This window comes from Polynucleobacter victoriensis (assembly GCF_900187875.1).
Taxonomy (GTDB): Bacteria; Pseudomonadota; Gammaproteobacteria; order Burkholderiales; family Burkholderiaceae; genus Polynucleobacter; species Polynucleobacter victoriensis.
Window position 1 is genome coordinate 830,941 of the sequence record NZ_FYEX01000001.1, and the last position, 25,036, is coordinate 855,976.

The following is a 25,036-nucleotide window of genomic DNA, read 5'->3' on the forward strand; positions in this document are numbered from 1 at the left end:
GCGAAGAACTCGACATTCTAGACCGGTCAGCTCCTGCCGTCAAGACGGCAAAAGCTGACTTTTTAGGTCTATTTAGTCCTTTTTTGGCCTTATTCAGCCTCTCCTGTTGACTCTAAATCTGCAATTTCCTCAGATTTAGCCTCTTCAGCAGCAATCATTTCTGCACGTTCACGGTCCAACTGTTCGCGTACTTTGCGTGCGCGACGGTAAGCCAAACCGGTACCGGCAGGGATGAGACGACCAATAATGACGTTTTCTTTGAGGCCACGAAGACCGTCGACTTTGCCCATAATGGCAGCTTCTGTAAGAACTCTTGTTGTTTCCTGGAAGGAAGCAGCAGAAATAAAGCTGTCTGTAGACAAAGAGGCCTTTGTAATACCTAAAAGTACGTTGTCATACAAAGCTGGACGCTTACCTTCCGCAATCATGCGGTCGTTTTCATCCAACATGTCTGAACGCTCAACCTGTTCACCAGTGATGAATTTTGTATCGCCAGCGTCAGTAATCTGAACACGACGCAACATTTGACGAACAATCACTTCAATGTGCTTGTCGTTAATCTTCACACCCTGTAAACGGTAAACATCTTGAACCTCATCAACGATGTAAGTTGCCAACTCCTCAATACCCTTCAAGCGAAGAATATCGTGCGGATCAGCAGGGCCTTCAACAATCATTTCACCCTTGTTAACAACTTGACCATCGTGAACCAAAATTTGCTTCTCTTTTGGAATCAAGAACTCATGTGATTCGCCGTCCATGTCTGTAATAACAAGACGTTGCTTACCTTTAGTTTCTTTACCGAAAGAAACAGTACCTGTAACTTTCGCCAAAATTGCCGCATCTTTTGGAGAGCGAGCTTCGAATAGTTCTGCCACACGAGGCAAACCACCCGTAATGTCTCGAGTCTTTTGAGCTTCAATAGGAATACGAGCCAACACCTCACCCACGTGAACAGTCTGACCATCTTTAACAGTGATCAAGGCGCCCACTTGTAGGCCAATAGTTACTGGATGGTCTGTGCCAGCGATTAATACTTCTGCGCCAGCAGCATCGTATAGACGAATCATTGGGCGTACACCCTTTGAAGCCGCGCTACGACGCTTACCATCAATAACCACCAATGTTGACAAGCCAGTTACTTCGTCAACTTGCTTAGCAACTGTTACACCCTCTTCAACGTTTTCAAAACGAACAACGCCTGAGTACTCAGTAATGATTGGGCGAGTCAATGGATCCCATGTTGCCAAAGTTGCGCCAGCCTTAATAGCAGCACCTTCTTTTAGCGCCAATGTTGCACCGTAAGGGATCTTATGACGCTCACGCTCACGACCATTGTCGTCTGTAATCAATGCTTCACCTGAGCGAGAAATAACAATTTGCTCACCCTTAGCATTAGTCACAAAACGCATTGTTGGTGTGAAACGCAATACACCGTTTGATTTTGCTTCAACGTTATTTGCTACAGCCGCACGAGACGCCGCACCACCGATGTGGAACGTACGCATTGTCAACTGTGTGCCTGGCTCACCGATTGATTGAGCAGCAATAACACCCACTGCCTCACCAGAGTTAACCATTGTGCCGCGACCCAAGTCACGACCATAACACTTAGCGCACAAACCAAAACGTGTAGCGCATGACAAAGGTGTACGAACTTTAACTTCGTCGATACCTAATGAGTCGATTAATTCAACATCATCTTCAGTCAACATTGTGCCGTCGAAAATCACAGTCTCTTGTGTATCAGGATTTACAACATCACCGATACATACACGGCCCAAGATACGATCGCTTAATGGCTCAATAACTTCACCACCCTCAACCAAGGCTTTCATAGAAACGCCATTAGTTGTACCGCAATCATCATCCAACACAACCAAGTCTTGTGTCACGTCAACCAAACGACGTGTCAAATAACCTGAGTTAGCTGTCTTCAACGCCGTATCAGCCAAACCTTTACGCGCACCGTGAGTTGAAATGAAGTACTGAAGAACGTTCAGACCTTCACGGAAGTTAGCTGTAATTGGAGTTTCAATAATTGAACCATCTGGCTTGGCCATCAAACCACGCATACCCGCCAACTGACGAATCTGAGCAGCAGAACCACGAGCACCTGAGTCAGCCATCATGTAAATAGCGTTGAATGACTCTTGCTTTACTTGCTTACCATTACGGTCAATCACATTTTCCTGAGACAACTGTTCCATCATGGCCTTACCAACCTGATCGCCAGCTGCACCCCAAATATCAACCACGTTGTTGTAACGCTCTTGGTTAGTTACCAAGCCTGACATAAATTGCTTGTCATACTCTTTCACTTTACCAGCCGCTTCAGAAATAATTGCTTCTTTCTGAGCTGGAATCAACATGTCATCAATTGCAATTGAGATACCAGCACGAGTAGCCAAACGGAAACCTGATTGCAATAACTTATCAGCAAAAATTACAGTTTCTCTTAGGCCGCACTTGCGGAATGACAAGTTAATTAAGCGAGAAATTTCTTTCTTCTTAAGTGGCTTGTTGATACTGTCAAATGACATGCCTTTAGGCAAAATTTCAGACAACATGGCACGGCCAACTGTTGTATGACGCAATGTCACTTTCTTAGCAAAACGAGCATCACCTTCAGCATCTTTATCAACTAAATCATATTCTGTAATACGCACAGCAATACGTGTAGCCAACTCAACTTGCTTGTTCTCATAGGCACGGATTACTTCGCTAATATCAGCAAAAGTCATACCTTCGCCCTTAGCATTAATTGCTTCACGCGTTGTGTAGTACAAGCCCAACACGATGTCTTGTGAAGGAACAATTGAAGGTTCGCCGTTAGCTGGGAACAAGATGTTGTTAGAAGCCAACATCAATGTACGAGCTTCCATCTGAGCTTCTAATGACAAAGGCACGTGTACAGCCATTTGGTCACCGTCGAAGTCGGCGTTGAATGCCGCACAAACTAACGGATGCAACTGAATCGCTTTACCTTCAATCAACATTGGCTCAAATGCCTGAATACCTAAACGGTGCAATGTAGGCGCACGGTTAAGCATGACAGGATGCTCACGAATCACTTCTTCCAAGATATCCCAAACGATTGGCGTTTGGTTTTCTACTTCTTTCTTGGCAGCCTTAATTGTTGTAGCAATACCTAATGTTTCTAACTTGTTAAAAATAAATGGCTTGAATAATTCAAGAGCCATCAATTTTGGCAAGCCGCACTGATGTAGCTTTAATGTTGGACCCACAACGATCACTGAACGACCAGAGTAGTCAACACGCTTACCCAACAAGTTTTGACGGAAGCGACCACCCTTACCTTTAATCATCTCTGCAAGAGACTTCAACGGACGCTTATTAGCACCTGTCATTGCTTTACCGCGACGACCGTTATCCAATAATGAGTCAACGGCTTCTTGCAACATACGCTTTTCGTTACGTACGATGATTTCTGGTGCGCGCAACTCTAACAAACGCTTTAGACGATTGTTACGGTTGATAACGCGACGATATAAATCGTTTAAGTCAGAAGTTGCAAAACGACCGCCATCCAAAGGCACCAATGGGCGCAACTCTGGCGGCAACACTGGCAATACTTCCATGATCATCCAGTCTGGCTTGATACCAGAACGTTGGAATGCCTCAAGCACTTTCAAACGCTTAGCAAATTTCTTGATCTTTGCTTCACTGCCAGTTGCCTTCAAATCGGCACGCAATACTTCAACTTCACGATCGATGTCGATTGAGCGTAGTAATTCACGAACACCTTCGGCACCCATGATGGCTGTAAATGCGCCTTCACCAAACTCTTCTAATTTGGCGTAGTACTCATCTTCAGACATGATTTGACCGCGACGCATAGCGCCTTCTGGCGTTAAGCCTGCATCAACAATCACATATGCTTCAAAGTAAAGAACGCGCTCAATATCACGCAAAGTCATGTCCAAAACCATACCTAAACGAGAAGGTAATGATTTCAAGAACCAGATATGCGCAACAGGGGCAGCTAATTCAATATGGCCCATGCGCTCACGACGCACTTTAGCCAAAGTAACTTCAACACCGCACTTTTCACAAATAACGCCGCGATACTTCAAGCGCTTGTATTTGCCGCATAAGCATTCGTAGTCTTTAATAGGGCCAAAAATCTTGGCGCAGAAAAGACCGTCGCGCTCAGGCTTGAACGTACGATAGTTAATTGTTTCTGGCTTGCGAACTTCACCAAAAGACCATGAACGAATCTTTTCTGGTGAAGCCAAACCAATCTTAATGGCGTCAAACTGCTCTTCGCCATGCGTCTGCTTAAATAGATCTAGCAATGCTTTCATATTAGCTGCGCTCCATGTCGATATCGATACCTAACGAGCGGATTTCTTTCACCAGCACGTTGAAGGACTCAGGCATGCCAGCATCAATGCTGTGCTCGCCTTTAACGATGTTTTCGTAAACTTTGGTTCTACCGTTAACGTCATCTGACTTAACTGTGAGCATTTCTTGCAACACATATGACGCACCGTAGGCTTCCAAAGCCCAAACTTCCATCTCACCGAAACGCTGACCACCAAATTGGGCTTTACCGCCCAATGGTTGTTGCGTTACTAATGAGTAAGGGCCTGTAGAACGAGCATGCATCTTGTCATCAACTAAGTGATGTAGTTTCAAGACATGCATTACACCAACAGTTACAGATCTCTCAAACGCATCACCAGTTCTACCGTCGAACAATGTAATTTGTTGACGTGATGGAGTCATTGCTAACTCTTTAGCCACTTCTGCTGGATAAGCCATTTCTAACATCTTGGCAATTTCAGCCTCAGTTGCACCATCAAATACTGGCGTTGCAAATGGAGCACCATCTCTTAAGTTATTTGCCAACTCAAGAACTTGCTCATCTGTAAAGCTGTCGATATCTTCTACTCGACCAGTTTCGTTATAAAGCTGCTTCAAGAATTTGCGTAATTGCTCAGCTTTGGCTTGAGCTTTCAACATGTCCTGAATACGCTTACCAATACCAAGCGCAGCCCAACCTAAATGAACCTCAAGAATTTGACCTACGTTCATACGTGAAGGAACGCCTAACGGGTTCAACACGATATCAACCGGCGTACCATCGGCCATGTAAGGCATGTCTTCTACAGGAGTGATCTTTGAAACCACACCCTTGTTACCGTGACGACCAGCCATCTTGTCACCAGGTTGCAAACGACGCTTAACAGCCAAGTAAACCTTAACCATCTTGATAACGCCTGGAGCCAATTCGTCACCTTGCGTTAACTTCTTACGCTTCTCTTCAAAGTCTTGATCGAATTGTGTACGCTTAGCTTCGATAGCTTCTTTAATAGCTTCTACCTGAGCCGCAACATCTTCATCGGCAGGACGAATATCAAACCAATGATATTTCTCAAGATCAGCTAAATAATCTTTAGTGATCTTTGTACCTTTTGCCAACTTCTTAGGACCGCCATTAGCAACCTTGTTTAACAACAATTTTTCTAAACGGCTGAATGCGTCACCTTCAACAATACGCAACTGGTCATTCAAGTCCAAACGATAGCGCTTTAATTCTTCATCAATAATTGACTGAGCACGTGCATCACGTTCAATACCTTCACGTGTAAACACTTGAACATCAATCACAGTACCAGTCATACCTGATGGAACACGCAATGAAGTGTCTTTAACGTCAGAAGCTTTTTCACCGAAAATCGCGCGCAAAAGTTTTTCTTCTGGAGTTAGCTGAGTCTCACCCTTAGGCGTTACCTTACCAACTAACACGTCACCGGCTTCTACTTCAGCACCAATGTATGTAATACCGCTTTCATCCAAACGGCTCAACTGAGTTTCAGCCAAGTTTGAAATATCGCGTGTAATTTCTTCAGGTCCTAGTTTTGTGTCACGAGCAACCACTGACAACTCTTCGATATGAATAGATGTGTAGCGATCGTCAGATACAACTTTTTCAGAGATCAAGATTGAGTCTTCGAAGTTGTAGCCGTTCCATGGCATAAATGCCACAACCATGTTTTGACCCAAAGCTAACTCGCCCAAATCTGTAGATGCGCCGTCAGCAATCACGTCACCACGATCAACCATGTCGCCCACTTTAACGATAGGACGTTGGTTGATGTTTGTGTTTTGGTTAGAACGCGTGTACTTGATCAAGTTGTAAATATCAACACCAACTTCACCAGCAGCTGTTTCTTCGTCATTAACACGAATCACAATACGGTTGGCATCAGCATAATCAACTTTACCGCCACGAGTTGCCATAACGACAGTACCTGAGTCAACTGCAACAGTACGCTCTAGGCCAGTACCAACCAATGGCTTAGTTGCGCGCAAACATGGCACAGCTTGACGTTGCATGTTCGCACCCATCAACGCACGGTTCGCGTCATCGTGCTCTAAGAATGGCACTAATGAAGCCGCAGCAGAAACAATCTGACTTGGCGCAACGTCAATGTACTGAATACGCTCTGGACTTACCATCATTGTTTCGCCAGCTTCACGAGCAGAAACTAACTCGTCTGTTAACTTACCTGACTTATCAATCGATGCGTTTGCCTGAGCAATCACGTATTTAGCTTCTTCAATCGCAGACAAGTAATCAACTTGATCTGTTACTTTGCTATTAACAACTTTGCGATATGGAGTTTCCAAGAAACCATGTTCGTTCAAACGAGCAAACAAAGCCAAAGAGTTAATCAAACCAATGTTTGGACCCTCTGGAGTTTCAATCGGACAAACACGACCATAGTGTGTCGGATGCACGTCACGCACTTCAAAGCCTGCGCGCTCACGTGTCAAACCACCAGGGCCCAACGCTGAAATACGACGCTTGTGCGTGATTTCTGACAATGGGTTAGTTTGGTCCATAAACTGTGACAACTGTGATGAACCAAAGAACTCACGAATAGCAGAAGAAATTGGCTTGCTATTAATCAAGTCATGAGGCATCAAGTTTTCTGTTTCAGCTTGACCTAAGCGCTCTTTAACAGCACGCTCAACACGTGACAAGCCTGCACGGAATTGATTCTCAGCCAACTCACCAACGCAACGAACGCGACGATTACCTAAGTGATCGATATCGTCTACTTCGCCTTTACCGTTTCTTAAGTCAACAAGCAACTTAATCGTGTCTAAGATGTCTTCATTAGAAAGAACCATTGCGCCATCCATTGTTGGACGGTTTAAACGGCTATTAACCTTCATGCGACCTACACGTGAAAGATCATATGTATCTTCACTGTAGAACAAGCGCTGGAATAGAGCTTCAACAGCATCTTCTGTTGGAGGCTCACCAGGACGCATCATTCTGTAAATAGCAATACGAGCAGCCATTTGATCGGCAGTTTCATCAATACGCAATGTTTGAGAAATGAATGAACCTTGATCTAGATCGTTTGTGTAAATTGTTTGTAACTCTTTAACGCCAGCTTCTCTCAAATTGGCTAATAGAGTTTCTGTAATTTCTTCGTTTGCTGTTGCCAATACTTCGCCAGTATCTGCATCAACAATGTTCTTCGCAACAACGCGACCAATTAAATAGTCATCAGGCACATTAATGGCTGTTGTTTTTGCTGCTTCAAGATCACGAATATTTTTTGCGTTAATACGCTTGTCTTTTGCAACAACAACGTTGCCTGACTTATCTGTGATATCAAAACGTGCAACTTCGCCTTTTAAGCGCTCAGCCACAAAGTTCATTTGCGCGCCAGCTGCTTGCAACTTGAAATCATCAAAGCCGAAGAAGTTTTCCAAAATCTGCTCATCGCTCATACCAATTGCTTTAAGCAAGATAGTGACTGGCATCTTGCGACGACGGTCAATACGGAAATACAAAATATCTTTAGGGTCAAATTCAAAATCTAACCATGAACCACGGTAAGGAATCACACGTGCTGAGAACAATAATTTTCCAGAGCTATGTGTCTTGCCTTTGTCATGCTCAAAGAACACGCCAGGAGAACGATGCAACTGAGAAACAATTACACGCTCTGTACCATTGATTACGAATGAGCCAGTATCAGTCATCAATGGAATTTCACCCATGTAGACTTCTTGCTCTTTTACTTCTTTTACCTTTGTAGGCGCTTCGCGATCATTAATGATCAAGCGAACTTTTGCGCGCAAGGCTGAGTGATATGTCAAACCACGTTGTTGACATTCTTTAACATCAAACGGTGGAGTTGAAAGGTTGTACTGAACAAATTCCATGCGCGCAAAACCATTGTTTGACACGATTGGGAATATCGAAGTGAATGCAGATTGCAAACCTTCATTGATGCGTTCAGCAGGTGATCTTGATTCTTGCAAAAATTTTGCATAAGACTCAAGTTGTGTTGTCAACAAGTAAGGTACTTGATGATTATTAGGGCGCTTCGCGAAGCTTTTACGGATACGCTTGCGTTCGGTGAAACTATAAGCCATGTCATCTCCGAATTTAAGCGACTGAACAGAGATTTGGTGATTGGCCTCTACCAATCGTGGCTGACGGTATGCAGATGCATAACCCGACCAAACTTGCCTTTTGCAGTCGTATCAAAAGGCAAACCAGATACCAACTAATTAATATCTGGTTTGCCTTCTAAGCAAACCGGGCAGCAAAAGCTGCCCATCAAACCTATTACTTAAGTTCGACTTTAGCGCCAGCTTCTTCAAGCTTCTTCTTAGCGTCTTCAGCTGCTGCTTTGTCAACGCCTTCTTTGATTGGCTTCGGTGCGCCATCAACTAAGTCTTTAGCTTCTTTCAAGCCCAAGCCAGTGATTTCGCGAACAGCTTTAATCACGCTCACTTTGTTTGCGCCAGCTTCAGCCAACACAACTGTGAACTCTGATTGCTCAGCTGCACCAGCAGCGGCACCACCACCTGCGCCAGGAGCAGCAACAGCCATTGCAGCTGCTGATACACCAAATTTTTCTTCAAATGCTTTTACTAGATCGTTCAAGTCCATTACAGACATATTGCCAACGGCTTCTAGAATGTCGTCTTTAGTAACTGCCATTTTTAAAACTCCTAATTCAAATTTCTTTAATTAATTAAAGTAAGACTGCAATTACGCAGCTTCTTTAGCTTTCTTTTCTGCAACCGCTGCCAATACACGAGCCATACCAGAAACTGGGGCTTGCATAACGCCAAGCAACATCGCGATAAGTTCATTACGTCCAGGAATAGATGCCAAAGCTTTAACTGCTGCTGCATCCATCACCTTGCCGTTGTATGAACCCGCTTTGATTACTAAAGCTGCTTGCGTCTTTGAAAAGTCGTTTAAAACTTTTGCTGACGCAACTGGGTCTGCGGAGATACCGTAAATAAGCGGACCAGCCATCTCACCGGCCAATGATTCGAATGACGTACCTTGAACTGCACGACGTGCCAATGTGTTCTTCATAACGCGAAGATAAACACCATTTGCACGAGCTTGAGCTCGAAGAGTAGTCAGTTCGCCCACTGGAATACCGCGGTATTCAGCTAGCACCATGGTTTGAGCTTGTGCAACTTCTGCACTCACTTCAGCCACGACCGCCTTTTTGTCTTCCATATTTAAAGGCACTGTTTAACTCCTATTAACCTAACTGTTACCAGTTAGGGGTTGCACACAGGCGAATTCTTTTCAGGATCGCCATCTGCGTTGGCACCATTTCTGGCATTAAGAGTTATCTCTAACTCACCAACGGTCTTTGATGTTCAAGCGCAAAATTTCTTTTGCGCTTAACCCAAAGTTCTTTTAATGGCCGCTATTAAGCAGCCAATGAGTTTTGGTCAACACGTACGCCAGCACCCATCGTGCTGCTTACGGCAACTTTTCTCAAATAAACACCCTTACTAGCAGCTGGCTTAGCTTTGTTCAAAGCATCCAACAATGCCAATAAGTTATTTTTCAACGCACCAGGTTCAAATGAGCGACGACCAATCGTTGCGTGAACGATACCGGCTTTGTCAACACGGAACTGCACCTGACCAGCTTTAGCATTTTTAACTGCACCAGCAACGTCTGGGCTCACAGTACCAACCTTAGGGTTAGGCATCAAACCTCTTGGACCAAGAATTTGACCCAATGTACCCACGATGCGCATCGCATCTGGAGATGCAATCAAAATATCAAAATCAATCTTGCCAGCTTTAATTTGATCAGCCAAATCATCCATGCCAACAATCTCTGCACCTGCGGCTTTAGCTTGTTCAGCTTTCTCACCTTGAGCAAATACTGCAACACGAACTGATTTACCTGTACCAGCAGGCAACACCACTGAACCACGAACAACTTGGTCAGATTTCTTAGCATCAATACCTAATTGCACAGCAACGTCGATAGACTCATCAAATTTAGCTGTTGCAAATTCTTTAACAAGGCTTAATGCCTCATCAATTGGGTAAAACTTGTTACGGTCTACTTTTGCTTGAAAAGCAGCTACGCGTTTAGAAACTTTAGCCATGATTAGAGTCCTTCCACAGTGATACCCATAGAGCGGGCGCTACCAGCGATTGTGCGAACAGCTGCATCCATATCTGCTGCTGTAAGGTCAGGCATTTTTGCCTTAGCAATTTCCTCAGCTTGAGCGCGAGTAATCTTGCCAACCTTGTCTGTATGTGGACGTGCAGAACCCTTTTCCAACTTGGCAGCTTTCTTAATCAAAACTGTTGCTGGAGGAGTCTTCATCACAAATGTGAAGCTCTTGTCTGCGAACGCAGTGATCACTACTGGAATTGGTAAACCAGGCTCCATGCTCTGAGTTTGAGCATTAAACGCTTTACAGAATTCCATGATGTTCAAACCGCGTTGACCTAACGCAGGACCAACTGGTGGCGATGGATTCGCTTTACCGGCTGGGATTTGTAGCTTAATAAAGCCAATAATCTTCTTTGCCATTTTTACACTCCAATTTAGGCGCATCTTTTTTAAAAAGACCACCGTTGAGTAAAACGCCTTGTTAGAGCGGCGACCCTAACTCAGCTCCTCATACAAACCTGTTTTCACAGGCCTGTAAATCTTTACATCTTTTCTACCTGACCGAACTCTAGCTCTACAGGTGTGCCACGACCGAAGATTGTTACTGAAACTCTCAAACGAGATTTTTCGTAGTTAACTTCTTCTACGTTGCCGTTGAAGTCTGTGAATGGACCTTCTTTAACGCGAACCATTTCACCCACTTCAAACAATGTTTTTGGTTTTGGCTTATCAACACCAGCTTGCATTTGATCCATGATCTTTTGCACTTCAGCTGGTGAAATTGGTGATGGTTTATTTCTAACTCCACCAACAAAGCCAGTCACTTTTGGCGTATTTTTTACCAAGTGCCATGTCTCATCAGTCATTTCCATTTCGATAAGAACATAACCAGGGAAGAAGCGGCGCTCAGAAACAGCCTTGTGACCGCTCTTGATTTCTACAACCTCTTCAGATGGCACCAAAATCTTGCCAAACTTATCAGCCATTCCAGAACGTGCAATACGCTCTGTTAAACCTTTTTGCACACTCTTCTCCATACCAGAGTAAGCATGAATAACATACCAGCGCATATTGCCAGTAGTTTGTGTATTGATGATTGCTTGTTCAGACATCTTTTACTCACTTCCAACCGAGGAATACAGAGAAAACCAACCACTCAATGAGTTTGTCAGCTGCCCACAAGAACAAAGCCATAACAACAACAAATGCAAAAACAACTAGCGTCATTTGCGTTGCTTCTTTACGACTTGGCCATACAACTTTTTTAGCCTCAGCAACTGAATCTTTGGCATAAGCCAAAAAGCGCTTTCCATCAGCCGACACAGCAGCAAGAACAACTGCTACCGCAAAGCCACCCAATAGCACAGCCAATCTCACCCAAATAGTTTGAGAAGCTAACGTGTAATAAGCGACTAAAGAAAGAATGACAATAAAACCAGCCAGGATAATCATCCAGCTAGTTTTATTTTCTTGTTCGACTGATGTTTGCGACATATTTTTCAGTTTGCTGTGGCAGGGGCGGAGGGCATCGAACCCCCAACCTTCGGTTTTGGAGACCGACACTCTGCCAATTGAGCTACGCCCCTTACGTTCATTAATCTAAAACTTTAGCAACAACACCAGCGCCTACAGTACGGCCGCCTTCACGGATCGCGAAACGAAGACCTTCTTCCATCGCGATCGGAGCGATCAACTTCACTGTAATCGTAACGTTATCACCAGGCATCACCATCTCTTTGTCTTTTGGCAATTCGATAGAACCTGTTACGTCAGTTGTACGGAAGTAGAACTGTGGACGATAGTTGTTGAAGAATGGTGTGTGACGACCACCTTCATCTTTGCTCAATACATACACCTCAGCTGTGAAGTGTGTGTGTGGCGTAATAGAACCTGGCTTAGCCAATACTTGACCACGCTCAACTTCTTCACGCTTTGTACCGCGCAACAAGATACCTACGTTGTCACCAGCTTGACCTTGGTCTAACAACTTACGGAACATCTCAACGCCTGTACATGTTGTCTTCAATGTTGGCTTGATACCGATAATTTCAATCTCTTCACCAACCTTAATAATACCGCGCTCAATACGACCAGTCACAACAGTACCGCGACCAGAAATAGAGAATACGTCTTCAACTGGCATCAAGAACGCGCCATCCACAGCACGCTCTGGTGTTGGAATGTATGTGTCCAATGCTTCAGCCAACTTCATGATCGCGCCTTCGCCTAGATCGCCTTTGTCGCCCTCAAGAGCCAACTTAGCTGAACCTTTAACGATTGGTGTGTCATCGCCTGGGAAGTCATACTTAGACAACAACTCACGAACTTCCATTTCTACTAGCTCTAACAACTCTGCATCGTCAACCATGTCGCACTTGTTCATGAACACGATGATGTATGGAACGCCCACTTGGCGTGCCAACAAGATGTGCTCACGTGTTTGTGGCATAGGACCGTCTGCTGCAGACACAACCAAAATAGCGCCGTCCATTTGGGCCGCGCCAGTAATCATGTTCTTAACGTAGTCAGCGTGACCTGGGCAGTCAACGTGTGCGTAGTGACGGTTTGCTGTCTCGTACTCAACGTGTGCTGTATTAATCGTAATACCGCGTGCCTTCTCTTCTGGTGCCGCATCAATTTGGTCGTAAGCTTTTGCTTCGCCACCAAACTTCGCTGACAACACTGTAGCAATCGCTGCAGTTAATGTTGTTTTACCGTGGTCAACGTGACCAATTGTGCCTACGTTTACGTGCGGTTTCGTCCGCTCAAATTTCTCTTTTGCCATTTTTTCAGCCTCAATTAAATGAATACTAAACTCTGGTGCTCATGGGCAGGATCGAACTGCCGACCTCTCCCTTACCAAGGGAGTGCTCTACCACTGAGCCACATGAGCAAACTAAATGCCACCATTACTGGAGCGGGTAGAGGGAGTCGAACCCTCGTCTCTAGCTTGGAAGGCTAGGGTAATAGCCGTTATACGACACCCGCCAGGCACTTCACTCACCCACAACAACAACTCAACTACAACTACATACAACTGGTGGGGAGGGATGGATTCGAACCAACGTAGGCGTAAGCCAACAGATTTACAGTCTGCCCCCTTTAGCCACTCGGGCACCTCCCCGTGAACCGCATATTATTACTTAAATCAACAACTTTTGTCAAATATCTCGACGTAAAACTCACTAACAAAATACAAAGCAAAACGCCCAGATCAGCTTGATCTGGGCGTTTCTAAAAGGTGCCTGGCAATTACCTACTTTCACACGGGTAATCCGCACTATCATCGGCGTAGAGTCGTTTCACGGTCCTGTTCGGGATGGGAAGGGGTGGTTCCAACTCGCTATTGTCACCAGGCATAGAGGGTAGGTTACTTGTTAAATCAACAAATAACCAAATTCGAGTAAGCAATTGGGTAGTGACCTATCAAAAACAGGCACTACATATCAGCACCAAATGTGCTGGTTATAGGATCAAGCCTAACGGGCAATTAGTATCAGTTAGCTTAACGCATTACTGCGCTTCCACACCTGACCTATCAACGTCGTGGTCTTCAACGACCCTTCATGGAGGTTAAACCTCCGGGAAATCTCATCTTCAGGCAAGTTTCCCGCTTAGATGCTTTCAGCGGTTATCTCTTCCGTACATAGCTACCCTGCGATGCTTCTGGCGAAACAACAGGTACACCAGCGGTACGTCCACTCCGGTCCTCTCGTACTAGGAGCAGCCCCCGTCAAATTTCCAACGCCCACGGCAGATAGGGACCAAACTGTCTCACGACGTTTTAAACCCAGCTCACGTACCTCTTTAAATGGCGAACAGCCATACCCTTGGGACCGGCTACAGCCCCAGGATGAGATGAGCCGACATCGAGGTGCCAAACACCGCCGTCGATATGAACTCTTGGGCGGTATCAGCCTGTTATCCCCAGAGTACCTTTTATCCGTTGAGCGATGGCCCTTCCATACAGAACCACCGGATCACTATGACCTGCTTTCGCACCTGCTCGACTTGTCGGTCTCGCAGTTAAGCACGCTTTTGCCATTGCACTTTAGGCACGATGTCCGACCGTACCAAGCGTACCTTCGTACTCCTCCGTTACACTTTGGGAGGAGACCGCCCCAGTCAAACTGCCTACCATGCACTGTCCCCGACCCAGATAATGGGACAAGGTTAGAACCTCAAACAAACCAGGGTGGTATTTCAAGGACGGCTCCATCAGAACTAGCATCCTGATATCAACGCCTCCCACCTATCCTACACAGATCGGTTCAAAGTCCAATGCAAAGCTACAGTAAAGGTTCATGGGGTCTTTCCGTCTAGCCGCGGGTAGATTGCATCATCACAAACATTTCAACTTCGCTGAGTCTCAGGAGGAGACAGTGTGGCCATCGTTACGCCATTCGTGCAGGTCGGAACTTACCCGACAAGGAATTTCGCTACCTTAGGACCGTTATAGTTACGGCCGCCGTTTACTGGGACTTCAATCAAGAGCTTGCACCCCATCATTTAATCTTCCAGCACCGGGCAGGCGTCACACCCTATACGTCCACTTTCGTGTTTGCAGAGTGCTGTGTTTTTATTAAACAGTCGCAGCCACCATTTTATTGCAACCCTTTTGCCCTTCTATTGTTCATAGTCAAGCTACTTGGGCGTACCTTATCCCGAAGTTACGGTACCAATTTGCCGAGTTCCTTCTCCTGAGTTCTCTCAAGCGCCTTAGAATACTCATCTCGCCCACCTGTGTCGGTTTGCGGTACGGTCTTGTTAAACTGAAGCTTAGAGGCTTTTCTTGGAACCACTTCCGATTGCTTCGCGAATAAATTCGCTCGCCTCACATCCTTGAATTACGCTAGCGGATTTGCCTACTAGCCTTCTCCAATGCAAGGACCGGGACATCCAACACCCGGACAACCTTCCGCGATCCGTCCCCCCATCGCATTTAACAATGGTACAGGAATATTAACCTGTTTCCCATCAGCTACGCATCTCTGCCTCGCCTTAGGGGCCGACTCACCCTACGCCGATGAACGTTGCGTAGGAAACCTTGGGCTTACGGCGAGGGGGCTTTTCACCCCCTTTATCGCTACTCATGTCAGCATTCGCACTTCTGATACCTCCAGCATGGTTCACACCACACCTTCACAGGCTTACAGAACGCTCTCCTACCATCACTTACGTGATCCACAGCTTCGGTAACTGGCTTAGCCCCGTTACATCTTCCGCGCAGGACGACTCGATCAGTGAGCTATTACGCTTTCTTTAAAGGATGGCTGCTTCTAAGCCAACCTCCTGACTGTTTTAGCCTTCCCACTTCGTTTCCCACTTAGCCCGTTTTAGGGACCTTAGCTGGTGGTCTGGGTTGTTTCCCTCTTGACGGCGGACGTTAGCACCCGTCGTCTGTCTCCCGTGCTCGCACTCTTCGGTATTCGGAGTTTGCTATGGCGCAGTAATCCGCAATGGACCCCACTACCATGACAGTGCTCTACCCCCGAAGGTGATACACGAGGCACTACCTAAATAGTTTTCGGAGAGAACCAGCTATTTCCAGTTTTGTTTAGCCTTTCACCCCTATCCACAGCTCATCCCCTAACTTTTCAACGTTAGTGGGTTCGGTCCTCCAGTACGTGTTACCGCACCTTCAACCTGGCCATGGATAGATCAACTGGTTTCGGGTCTACACCCAGCAACTAGCGCCCTATTCGGACTCGCTTTCGCTACGCCTCCCCTATACGGTTAAGCTTGCTACTGAATGTAAGTCGCTGACCCATTATACAAAAGGTACGCAGTCACCCCTTACGAGGCTCCTACTGTTTGTATGCATGCAGTTTCAGGATCTATTTCACTCCCCTCCCGGGGTTCTTTTCGCCTTTCCCTCACGGTACTTGTTCACTATCGGTCGATTACGAGTATTTAGCCTTGGAGGATGGTCCCCCCATATTCAGACAGGATTTCACGTGTCCCGCCCTACTTGTCTCTAGCTTAGTTCGATTAATCGGTTTTCCCATACGGGGCTATCACCCTTTATTGCCGGACTTTCCATTCCGTTCTGATAACAGACTAATTAATACTAGAAGGCTTCTCCCATTTCGCTCGCCACTACTTTGGGAATCTCGGTTGATGTCTATTCCTCTGGCTACTTAGATGTTTCAGTTCACCAGGTTCGCTTCGCGTAACCTATGTATTCAGTTACGGATACCTCAAAAGAGGTGGGTTTCCCCATTCAGAAATCTACGGATCAAAGCTTATTTGACAACTCCCCGTAGCTTATCGCAGTCTATAACGTCTTTCATCGCCTGTAATCGCCAAGGCATCCACCACATGCACTTATTCGCTTGATCCTATAACGAGCACCACTGGTACAAGTTATAAGTTCTTCTCTATATTACTAACTACTTGTTGCGATATGTTTGTGCCGTAATCCAAGTAAAACTAATTACTTGAAGAACTATTTGTTGTTGATTTAATCAACTACCCATGTATATTGAACTCTCAATAAATTCAATATACGCATTGCTTACTCAAATTTTTAAAGAACAGCCAATTAATGGCAAAGATAAATACACCTTGATGCACTTATCTTTGCCGTTATAAGTAGATGGTGGAGGATGACGGGATCGAACCGACGACCCCCTGCTTGCAAAGCAGGTGCTCTCCCAGCTGAGCTAATCCCCCAGCTAATACTTATTGCCAGGCTTGCTGCTAATCTGTGGTGGGTCTGGAAGGACTTGAACCTTCGACCCCCGCCTTATCAAGACGGTGCTCTAACCACCTGAGCTACAGACCCGCGGCATTTCTCTCTTTATCAACCGATAAGTGTGGGCACTAAAGAATCAACATCTTTTCTCTAGAAAGGAGGTGATCCAGCCGCACCTTCCGATACGGCTACCTTGTTACGACTTCACCCCAGTCATGAACCCTGCCGTGGTCGTCGCCCTCCTTGCGGTTAGGCTAACGGCTTCTGGCAAAACCCACTCCCATGGTGTGACGGGCGGTGTGTACAAGACCCGGGAACGTATTCACCGCGACATTCTGATCCGCGATTACTAGCGATTCCAGCTTCACGTAGTCGAGTTGCAGACTACGATCCGGACTACGATGCATTTTCTGAGATTAGCTCCCCCTCGCGGGTTGGCAACCCTCTGTATGCACCATTGTATGACGTGTGAAGCCCTACCCATAAGGGCCATGAGGACTTGACGTCATCCCCACCTTCCTCCGGTTTGTCACCGGCAGTCTCTCTAGAGTGCTCTTGCGTAGCAACTAGAGACAAGGGTTGCGCTCGTTGCGGGACTTAACCCAACATCTCACGACACGAGCTGACGACAGCCATGCAGCACCTGTGTCCACTTTCCCTTACGGGCACCTAATGTATCTCTACTTCGTTAGTGGCATGTCAAGGGTAGGTAAGGTTTTTCGCGTTGCATCGAATTAATCCACATCATCCACCGCTTGTGCGGGTCCCCGTCAATTCCTTTGAGTTTTAATCTTGCGACCGTACTCCCCAGGCGGCTGACTTCACGCGTTAGCTACGTTACTCAGGAATAAATTCCCGAACAACTAGTCAGCATCGTTTAGGGCGTGGACTACCAGGGTATCTAATCCTGTTTGCTCCCCACGCTTTCGTGCATGAGCGTCAGTATTATCCCAGGGGGCTGCCTTCGCCATTGGTATTCCTCCACATCTCTACGCATTTCACTGCTACACGTGGAATTCTACCCCCCTCTGACATACTCTAGCTATGCAGTCACAAGCGCAATTCCCAGGTTAAGCCCGGGGATTTCACGCCTGTCTTACATAACCGCCTGCGCACGCTTTACGCCCAGTAATTCCGATTAACGCTTGCACCCTACGTATTACCGCGGCTGCTGGCACGTAGTTAGCCGGTGCTTATTCTTCAGGTACCGTCATTCGCAAACTGTGTTAGAGCTGCTGTTTCTTCCCTGACAAAAGAGCTTTACAACCCGAAGGCCTTCTTCACTCACGCGGCATTGCTGGATCAGGGTTGCCCCCATTGTCCAAAATTCCCCACTGCTGCCTCCCGTAGGAGTCTGGGCCGTGTCTCAGTCCCAGTGTGGCTGATCGTCCTCTCAGACCAGCTACTGATCGTTGCCTTGGTGAGCCTTTACCTCACCAACTAGCTAATCAGGTATCGGCCGCTCTAATTGCGCGAGGCCTTACGGTCCCCCGCTTTCCCCCTTAGGGATTATGCGGTATTAGCACAGCTTTCGCTGCGTTATCCCCCACAATAAGGTACGTTCCGATATATTACTCACCCGTTCGCCACTCGCCACCAGGTGCAAGCACCCGTGCTGCCGTTCGACTTGCATGTGTAAGGCATGCCGCCAGCGTTCAATCTGAGCCAGGATCAAACTCTTCAGTTTAATTCCTGTGATGCATTACTGCATCGTCGCTCACTCATTCAGAATCGACTCCAGTCTTTCGACCGGAACCAAATTTACTGTTTTGTGAGTACTGCTTATATCTGTCCCGAAGGACTGGATGTCTTTTCTCAGTACCCACATTTATCGGTTGACTACTTTTTAAAGAAGGCTGTTTGCTTTTTGTTTATTTCAAAACGCATTCAGCAGAGAAACGAGACTATGCCTGACCTAAAACAACATGTCAACACCTTTTGCAGAAATATTTACTAATTTGCTCAAAAAAAATTTATTTATTACTAAATTTACAAATATTTCTCTTTAAAAACATAGGGATATAAAAATATTAGGGTAAACCCTTAAATTTACCTAGTTTTTCGTTGATTCTCAGCCTAAAATTGATACTGCACCGCAACACTCAAGGGGCAATATGTTTGAAATAGCCAAAACACTTAAATTACCTAATATTCTGGTCAGGGAATTGCACCCAGGACACAGGGAAAAAATTCGCTTACATCTTTTGGCGCTCTCCGATAAGGATAGAAGCCTAAGGTTTGGCCTACACACAAGCGATGAGGTTATTAACAACTATGTCGCACACATCGATTTTTCAAACGATTCAGTTTTTGGGGTATTTGATAAGCAACTTAATTTGATTGCATGCGCACACCTAGCTTACCCCGCCTTGAAACAAGCCACCAATAGAACTGCTGAATTTGGCGTATCTGTGAGCACAGAGGGGCGCGGCATGGGTATTGGCTCTGCTCTATTTAAACGTGCAGCAACTCATGCAAGAAATACCAATATTGAAATTCTGTACGTGCACTGCTTATCTAGAAATAAGGTGATGATGCACATCGCTGAAAAAGCAGGGATGGAAATCGAATTTTCATATGGCGAGGCGGATGCATATTTAAAACTAGCCAAACCAAACAACAGCAGCATTGTTGCAGAGGCTGTTCACGCACAAGCTGCTGACATTGATTACGCGGTTAAGAAAAATATTCAGCACTCTAAATTTTTAATTTCTCAAATTAGATCTTTTGCACTATCACCCAAATAAAAAAGCTCAGAAATTTCTGAGCTTTTTTATTAATGGTCGCTAGGTTTTATTTATTCGCACCATCTAAGCGACGTTTATCCGCCTCAGAAATTAAATCAAATACTTTTGTTACTTGTTTAACACCTGGAACTTCTCGCGCAATGTTAACTGCTACGTTAGCCTCAGCCTCAGTAACAATACCCATCAAATAAACTTTGCCAGCCTCAGTGACAACTTTCATGGAGTTTGATGGCACATTTTTATCTGCCAAGAAAGCGCCTTTAATTCTTGTTGTTAAATAAGCATCGTTGGTGCGTGCGCTTAATCCACTTAATGGGGCAGCAACTAACTCGTTAAAAACATCAGAAACATTTTTCATTGCTTTAACGCTACTTGCAACCTCTGACTTTAGTTGCTCTGTTCTAGTTTCACCAGTTAACAAGACGCGACGATTAAATACGCTGACATTAACGTGAACGTTATCGCCATATTTTTTAATCAAAAAACTTTCGGCTTCCAACTGTATGCCTCTATCAATAGATTGCGTACCAGGGTTTCTTCTGTCTGCGATTACTAGAGCGCCGCCAGCCATGCCTCCGGCAACAAGAGGGAAGCAACCAGCCAATGCAGTCACGCTTAATGAAGCAGCCATCAACTTTATCGTTTGACGCTTTAAATTCTTATTCATTTCTTCCTCTTCTTTAATCAAGCATTAAATGATCTATGCCATCACATAAACAATGTAACAAAAGCAAATGGGTTTCTTGTATACGTGCAGTTCTATTTGCAGGGACACACAAATGGACATCGCCATCCTTTAAAAGGGCTCCAATTTTGCCGCCGTCCTTACCTGTAAATGCAACAACCTTCATGCCCTTAGCATGCGCACTTTCAATTGCAGCGATAACATTTTTAGAGTTACCAGATGTAGATATGCCCAACAAAATATCACCAGTTTGACCCAAGGCATTTACTTGCTTACTGAAGATCACGTCGTAGCTGTAATCATTGCCAATTGCCGTCAAAATAGACGAGTCTGTTGTTAATGCAATAGCGGGAAGCTCTCGTCTTTCACGCTCAAAACGACCAACCAACTCTGCGGCAAAATGCTGCGCGTCAGCAGCAGAACCACCATTACCACACGCCAAGATTTTTTTACCTGACATTAAGGCCAAATACATCAAGTTAATTGCATCAATGATTTTTGAGGGCAACACCTCTGCAGCTTTTTGCTTTGTAGCAATGCTATCTTCGAAGTGATTTTGTATGCGTTGCCCTAATTTATTTTTGGTATCCATATTCATGCCTAGATTATGCCCCCAAGAAAGCGACACTAGCGACATCTTACGTCAAATTACCCTGAAAATTGCAAGCGCACGATCTTTGATGCATCATCAGTTTTACTCAATTAATTTGGCCCAATAAAACGGGTAGCAGAATGGATCTCTTTAAATACGCACAAGGCCAAAACTTTCCAACTAGCGCCTTATATCTTGTTGCAACCCCAATTGGAAACCTTGCGGACATCACTATTAGAGCCTTACATATTCTTATGCAAGTCGACGGTATTGCTTGTGAGGATAAGCGTCACAGCAGCGCGCTATTAAATGCCTATGGGATTTCTAAACCTTTATACGCCGTGCATGAACATAATGAAAAGTCAGCCAGCCAACACATTATTAATAAGTTGGCACAAGGGGAGAGATGGGCTTACATCTCTGATGCGGGCTCACCCGGAATATCGGACCCGGGTGCCACTCTTTGTGACGAGGTAAGGCAAGCTGGCTTCTTGGCTATTCCATTGCCTGGTCCATGCGCAGTTATCACCGCAATATCTGCGTCAGGTGAGTTTCTAAACAATAGCGATGGTTCATTTCAATTTCTAGGCTTCTTGCCTGCCAAGGCGACGCAACGAGACGCGATGATTAACTTTGCAGTTAACTCAAATGTTGCCAGCTTTTTTTACGAGGCGCCCCACAGAATCGAAGCCACCTTAAAAGCTCTTGCTGAAAAAACTGCTGCAACTCAGCGAATATTTATTGCAAAAGAACTCACCAAAATTTTTGAAGAAATAACGATTCTTAAATCTGATGAAATCACCCAATGGTTAAATCAAGTTAAATCTTGGCAGGGTGAGTACGTTCTTGGTGTTGAGGCTTCCCCCAAAAAGCCAGTCGAATCCGAATTTGATGAAGCAACCTTGGCTTGGATTAAAGCGATTGATAATGAAATAGGGCACAAAGATCTATCAGAAATAATCTCTAAAGTGACTGGAATGCCCAAAAAGGACGCATATAAACATCTACTGGAGTTAAAGCAGTCATAAAAAAACCCCCGAATTCGGGGGTTTTAACCATGCAAGGAAACTTATTTCTTTTCTTCAGCAGCCTTAGGCAGTTCTGGCGCCTTAGGCTCTGCGAACTTGCCACCAGCAGAAGCTGTTAAATAAACAACAGCTCTACCTAACTCATAATCAGAAATATCATCTGGATTTGTGCCCCCACGAGCTGGCATAGCACCCTTACCCTTTACCAAAGAACTTAGTAAACCGTCATAACCACGGCCTAAACGAGCAGACCAACCACCCGCATCACCAAACTTCGGGGCTCCAGCCGCGCCAGAGGCGTGGCATGAGGCGCAAGCTTGTTTATAAACTTCTTCACCTGTTTTGAATACTTTCGGGCCAGAGGCATCCTTAAAGTCTAACAAGGCTACTGGTTTGATTAATTGATTAGCTGCTTCAGCTGCTGCATCGGGATTGGCACCTGGTTTTTTACCGCTACCAACATAAACCATTAATAGGGCAATAATGATTAATGGCACAAAAAAGCTCGCAAAAACCATTACAACCAACTGTTTAGGAGATTTAATCAAATTTCCGTGTTCTTCACTCATTTCGGATTTCCCTTTTTATCTAGCTCGCGACATTATAGCGAGGATAATCATTGTCAGCCTTACAATCTTACATATTGCGACCGTAGTTCAATGGATAGAATTAGAGTTTCCGAAGCTCTCGATACAGGTTCGATTCCTGTCGGTCGCACCATGACCTAGCTCAATAAATACCCATGAAACAAGGCAAACTTGCCTAAAAACCCTTAAAATACCGCTATCTTGAATTCCGCGCTATAAAAGGTCGCCATGTCATCAAATACAGCTGAATTAAATATTGATCAACCAATACCAGTTGGCCAGCCAATTCCACATCGTAAGGTAATTAGGTCTTGGCTAACACCACTAACAGAAAGAGTTGTAGTTAAAGCAATCGCTTTACAGCTACTCGACACGGTTATTTTGACAGCCGGCATCGTTGGCACCGTTTACTTCGAATCTTTTTTAGTAAAGCTTTTTTTAGCTCTATTCTCAGGATTCATGATTGGCCGCATTTTCATTCTTGGTCATGATGCCTGTCATCAAAGCTTTACACCTCACAGAGGCTTGAACAAATTATTAGGTCGCCTAGCATTTTTACCATCTCTTACACCATACAGCTTGTGGGAAGTTGGTCATAACGTAGTTCACCATGGCCAAACAAATTTAAAAGGTTTTGACTTTGTATGGGCGCCACTATCGCTTGAGGAATACAACAACCTTACTGATGGTCAAAAGGCTCTTGAACGCCACTACAGAAGCGGTTGGGGCCCAGCCCTTTATTACTTCCTAGAAATTTGGTGGAAAAAAATGTTTTTCCCAAATAAGAAAAACATGCCTGCAACTCGCCCAGCATTCTTGTGGGATAACGTTTTAGTTTCAGTGTTTGCAGTGATCTGGAACGCAGCACTAATTTATGCGGCACTTGCTACAGATCAATCTGTTTTACTTACGATTGTGATGGGCTTTGTCATTCCTTTCATTTTCTGGAATGCCATGATTGGCTTTGTGGTTTATGTGCACCACACTCATCCAAGTGTTTCTTGGTATTCAGATAAATCCGAATGGCTACGCGCGCAACCATTTGTATCAACAACAGTTCATTTAGCGTTCCCATTCAAGTGGGGTGCTTGGATGCACCACATCATGGAACATACTGCTCATCACGTTGATATGAGCGTACCCCTTTATCAATTGAAGCAAGCTCAATCAAAGCTTGAAACCATGTTGCCGGGCCGCATTATTGTGCAAAAATTCTCATGGGCTTGGTACTTTGAAACTGCCAAACTTTGCAAGCTCTATGACACTGAAAACAAGTGCTGGCTTGATTTCGAAGGCAACAAAACAGCAGATTCAATAAAAGTAGTTTTAAGTTAAATAGAGACAAAAAGACGCCCGAAAGGGCGTTTTTTAAAAAGCCGTTAAAATAGATGGCTAATACTAATAGAGAAGTTCATATGTCAACGCCACCAACCACCTTGGAAAGCAATACAAGAGTCATGAAATTTTGCTCTTCTTGCAGCAGAGAAAAACCCCTTGAAGGTGGTACATGGATACCTACAAGCAATCGTAAACAACGCTGGATTTGCGCTAGTTGTTTATACAACAGAACGCACCGCACAGGCTCTGCAAAAGCTTAATACGCGCCATCCCCAACATAGGGGTTGTTCTTTCTTTCATCACCAAATGTAGACATCGGCCCGTGTCCAGGGACAAAGGCTATATTGTCACCCAGCGGGAACAATTTGCCTCTAATGGCGCCCACTAAATCTGCATGATTTCCGCGCGGAAAATCTGTGCGTCCGATGGAGCCTGCAAACAAGACATCTCCAACAATTGCCAAATGATCTTCAGGACTATAAAAAACCACATGTCCCGGGGTGTGACCTGGGCAATGTTTAACGGTTAACAAAACTTTTCCCACGCTAACAACATCTTCATCATCTAACCACTTGTTGGGCGCAAAGGCATCAGCCTTAGGAAATCCAAAACGCTGGCTTTGAAGTGGTAATTGATCTAGCCAAAATGCCTCGTCTTTGTGTGGCCCTTCAATCTCAACGTTTAATTCCTTGGCTAAAGCCACAGCTCCAGCACAATGATCTATGTGGCCATGCGTTAAGAGAATTTTTTCTGGTGTGGCGCCTGACTTATTTAATGCATCTAATATTTTAGGAATGTCGCCACCAGGATCAACAATCGCAGCACGATTGGTTTCTTCACAAATCAATATTGAGCAGTTTTGCTCAAAAGGGGTTACCGGAACTATGAGTACTTTTAAAGTCATAGCTCCGA

At 45.1% G+C, this 25,036-nt stretch carries 17 protein-coding genes, 7 tRNA genes and 3 rRNA genes; 5 read left to right on the plus strand and 22 right to left on the minus strand.

Annotation, left to right across the window (positions count from 1 at the left end; genetic code table 11):
• Nucleotides 1-89 precede the first annotated feature (89 nt).
• From rpoC to CFR83_RS04430, 18 genes are all read right to left on the minus strand, one after another.
• A complete protein-coding gene (gene rpoC, locus CFR83_RS04345) occupies nucleotides 90-4,328 on the minus strand; it encodes a DNA-directed RNA polymerase subunit beta' (RefSeq protein ID WP_088812739.1) in 4,239 nt (1,412 codons plus the stop codon).
• A 1-nt stretch (nucleotide 4,329) separates the two neighbouring features.
• A complete protein-coding gene (gene rpoB, locus CFR83_RS04350; protein WP_088812740.1) occupies nucleotides 4,330-8,430 on the minus strand; it encodes a DNA-directed RNA polymerase subunit beta in 4,101 nt (1,366 codons plus the stop codon).
• A gap of 196 nt (nucleotides 8,431-8,626) precedes the next feature.
• Nucleotides 8,627-9,004, minus strand: coding sequence for a 50S ribosomal protein L7/L12 (gene rplL / locus CFR83_RS04355; protein ID WP_088812741.1), 378 nt, complete (start codon nucleotides 9,002-9,004; stop codon nucleotides 8,627-8,629).
• 51 nt (nucleotides 9,005-9,055) lie between these two features.
• Nucleotides 9,056-9,553 carry a 50S ribosomal protein L10 gene (rplJ, locus tag CFR83_RS04360; RefSeq protein WP_088812742.1) on the minus strand — a complete coding sequence of 166 codons (498 nt, stop codon included), beginning with the start codon at nucleotides 9,551-9,553 and terminating at the stop codon, nucleotides 9,056-9,058.
• A 187-nt stretch (nucleotides 9,554-9,740) separates the two neighbouring features.
• Nucleotides 9,741-10,436, minus strand: coding sequence for a 50S ribosomal protein L1 (gene rplA / locus CFR83_RS04365; protein WP_088812743.1), 696 nt, complete (start codon nucleotides 10,434-10,436; stop codon nucleotides 9,741-9,743).
• A 2-nt stretch (nucleotides 10,437-10,438) separates the two neighbouring features.
• Entirely contained in the window at nucleotides 10,439-10,870 is a 432-nt protein-coding gene (gene rplK, locus CFR83_RS04370; protein WP_088812744.1) for a 50S ribosomal protein L11, read from the minus strand.
• A 122-nt stretch (nucleotides 10,871-10,992) separates the two neighbouring features.
• On the minus strand, nucleotides 10,993-11,562 hold the full coding sequence (gene nusG, locus CFR83_RS04375) for a transcription termination/antitermination protein NusG (protein ID WP_088812745.1): 570 nt from the start codon (nucleotides 11,560-11,562) through the stop codon (nucleotides 10,993-10,995).
• A gap of 7 nt (nucleotides 11,563-11,569) precedes the next feature.
• Nucleotides 11,570-11,944, minus strand: a complete 375-nt coding sequence (secE, locus tag CFR83_RS04380; RefSeq protein WP_088812746.1) for a preprotein translocase subunit SecE — start codon at nucleotides 11,942-11,944, stop codon at nucleotides 11,570-11,572.
• Nucleotides 11,945-11,960: 16 nt separating this feature from the next.
• A tRNA-Trp gene (locus CFR83_RS04385) sits at nucleotides 11,961-12,036 on the minus strand.
• 8 nt (nucleotides 12,037-12,044) lie between these two features.
• Nucleotides 12,045-13,235 (minus strand): elongation factor Tu, encoded by a 1,191-nt coding sequence (gene tuf, locus CFR83_RS04390; protein WP_088812735.1) that lies wholly within the window; start codon nucleotides 13,233-13,235, stop codon nucleotides 12,045-12,047.
• 33 nt (nucleotides 13,236-13,268) lie between these two features.
• Nucleotides 13,269-13,343 (minus strand) — tRNA-Thr (locus CFR83_RS04395).
• A 20-nt stretch (nucleotides 13,344-13,363) separates the two neighbouring features.
• Nucleotides 13,364-13,438 (minus strand) — tRNA-Gly (locus tag CFR83_RS04400).
• A gap of 50 nt (nucleotides 13,439-13,488) precedes the next feature.
• Nucleotides 13,489-13,574 (minus strand) — tRNA-Tyr (locus CFR83_RS04405).
• A 119-nt stretch (nucleotides 13,575-13,693) separates the two neighbouring features.
• Nucleotides 13,694-13,807: ribosomal RNA gene (gene rrf / locus CFR83_RS04410) — 5S ribosomal RNA — on the minus strand.
• Between the two features lie 112 nt (nucleotides 13,808-13,919).
• Nucleotides 13,920-16,791 (minus strand): 23S ribosomal RNA (locus tag CFR83_RS04415).
• Nucleotides 16,792-17,049: 258 nt separating this feature from the next.
• A tRNA-Ala gene (locus CFR83_RS04420) sits at nucleotides 17,050-17,125 on the minus strand.
• 35 nt (nucleotides 17,126-17,160) lie between these two features.
• A tRNA-Ile gene (locus tag CFR83_RS04425) sits at nucleotides 17,161-17,237 on the minus strand.
• A 64-nt stretch (nucleotides 17,238-17,301) separates the two neighbouring features.
• Nucleotides 17,302-18,834 (minus strand): 16S ribosomal RNA (locus tag CFR83_RS04430).
• Together the 16S, 23S and 5S rRNA genes with 5 tRNA genes alongside form the textbook arrangement of a ribosomal RNA operon.
• 427 nt (nucleotides 18,835-19,261) lie before the next feature.
• Here CFR83_RS04430 and CFR83_RS04435 point away from each other — a divergent pair.
• Nucleotides 19,262-19,894, plus strand: coding sequence for a GNAT family N-acetyltransferase (locus tag CFR83_RS04435; RefSeq protein ID WP_088812747.1), 633 nt, complete (start codon nucleotides 19,262-19,264; stop codon nucleotides 19,892-19,894).
• 46 nt (nucleotides 19,895-19,940) lie between these two features.
• On the opposite strand, the gene CFR83_RS04440 is transcribed toward CFR83_RS04435, so the two are convergent.
• On the minus strand, nucleotides 19,941-20,561 hold the full coding sequence (locus CFR83_RS04440) for a BON domain-containing protein (RefSeq protein WP_088812748.1): 621 nt from the start codon (nucleotides 20,559-20,561) through the stop codon (nucleotides 19,941-19,943).
• A 13-nt stretch (nucleotides 20,562-20,574) separates the two neighbouring features.
• The gene (locus CFR83_RS04445; RefSeq protein ID WP_088812749.1) at nucleotides 20,575-21,177 is read right to left on the minus strand and encodes a phosphoheptose isomerase; all 603 of its coding nucleotides are present in this window, start codon (nucleotides 21,175-21,177) and stop codon (nucleotides 20,575-20,577) included.
• 134 nt (nucleotides 21,178-21,311) lie between these two features.
• On the opposite strand from CFR83_RS04445, the gene rsmI reads away from it, so the two are divergent.
• Complete coding sequence (gene rsmI / locus CFR83_RS04450) at nucleotides 21,312-22,199, plus strand: 16S rRNA (cytidine(1402)-2'-O)-methyltransferase (RefSeq protein ID WP_088812750.1); 888 nt, start codon at nucleotides 21,312-21,314, stop codon at nucleotides 22,197-22,199.
• Nucleotides 22,200-22,240: 41 nt separating this feature from the next.
• Here rsmI and CFR83_RS04455 read toward each other — a convergent pair whose 3' ends face one another.
• Nucleotides 22,241-22,768 carry a c-type cytochrome gene (locus tag CFR83_RS04455; RefSeq protein ID WP_088812751.1) on the minus strand — a complete coding sequence of 176 codons (528 nt, stop codon included), beginning with the start codon at nucleotides 22,766-22,768 and terminating at the stop codon, nucleotides 22,241-22,243.
• A 76-nt stretch (nucleotides 22,769-22,844) separates the two neighbouring features.
• Here CFR83_RS04455 and CFR83_RS04460 point away from each other — a divergent pair.
• The 3 genes from CFR83_RS04460 to CFR83_RS04470 all read left to right on the plus strand — a co-directional run bounded on the left by CFR83_RS04460 (nucleotide 22,845) and on the right by CFR83_RS04470 (nucleotide 24,384).
• Nucleotides 22,845-22,919 (plus strand) — tRNA-Arg (locus CFR83_RS04460).
• Between the two features lie 95 nt (nucleotides 22,920-23,014).
• The gene (locus CFR83_RS04465; protein WP_088812752.1) at nucleotides 23,015-24,121 is read left to right on the plus strand and encodes a fatty acid desaturase; all 1,107 of its coding nucleotides are present in this window, start codon (nucleotides 23,015-23,017) and stop codon (nucleotides 24,119-24,121) included.
• A 53-nt stretch (nucleotides 24,122-24,174) separates the two neighbouring features.
• On the plus strand, nucleotides 24,175-24,384 hold the full coding sequence (locus tag CFR83_RS04470; protein ID WP_133062458.1) for a hypothetical protein: 210 nt from the start codon (nucleotides 24,175-24,177) through the stop codon (nucleotides 24,382-24,384).
• On the opposite strand, the gene CFR83_RS04475 is transcribed toward CFR83_RS04470, so the two are convergent.
• Nucleotides 24,381-25,028, minus strand: coding sequence for an MBL fold metallo-hydrolase (locus tag CFR83_RS04475; protein WP_088812754.1), 648 nt, complete (start codon nucleotides 25,026-25,028; stop codon nucleotides 24,381-24,383). The two genes, CFR83_RS04470 and CFR83_RS04475, sit on opposite strands and share 4 nt — an antisense overlap.
• Nucleotides 25,029-25,036 lie beyond the last annotated feature (8 nt).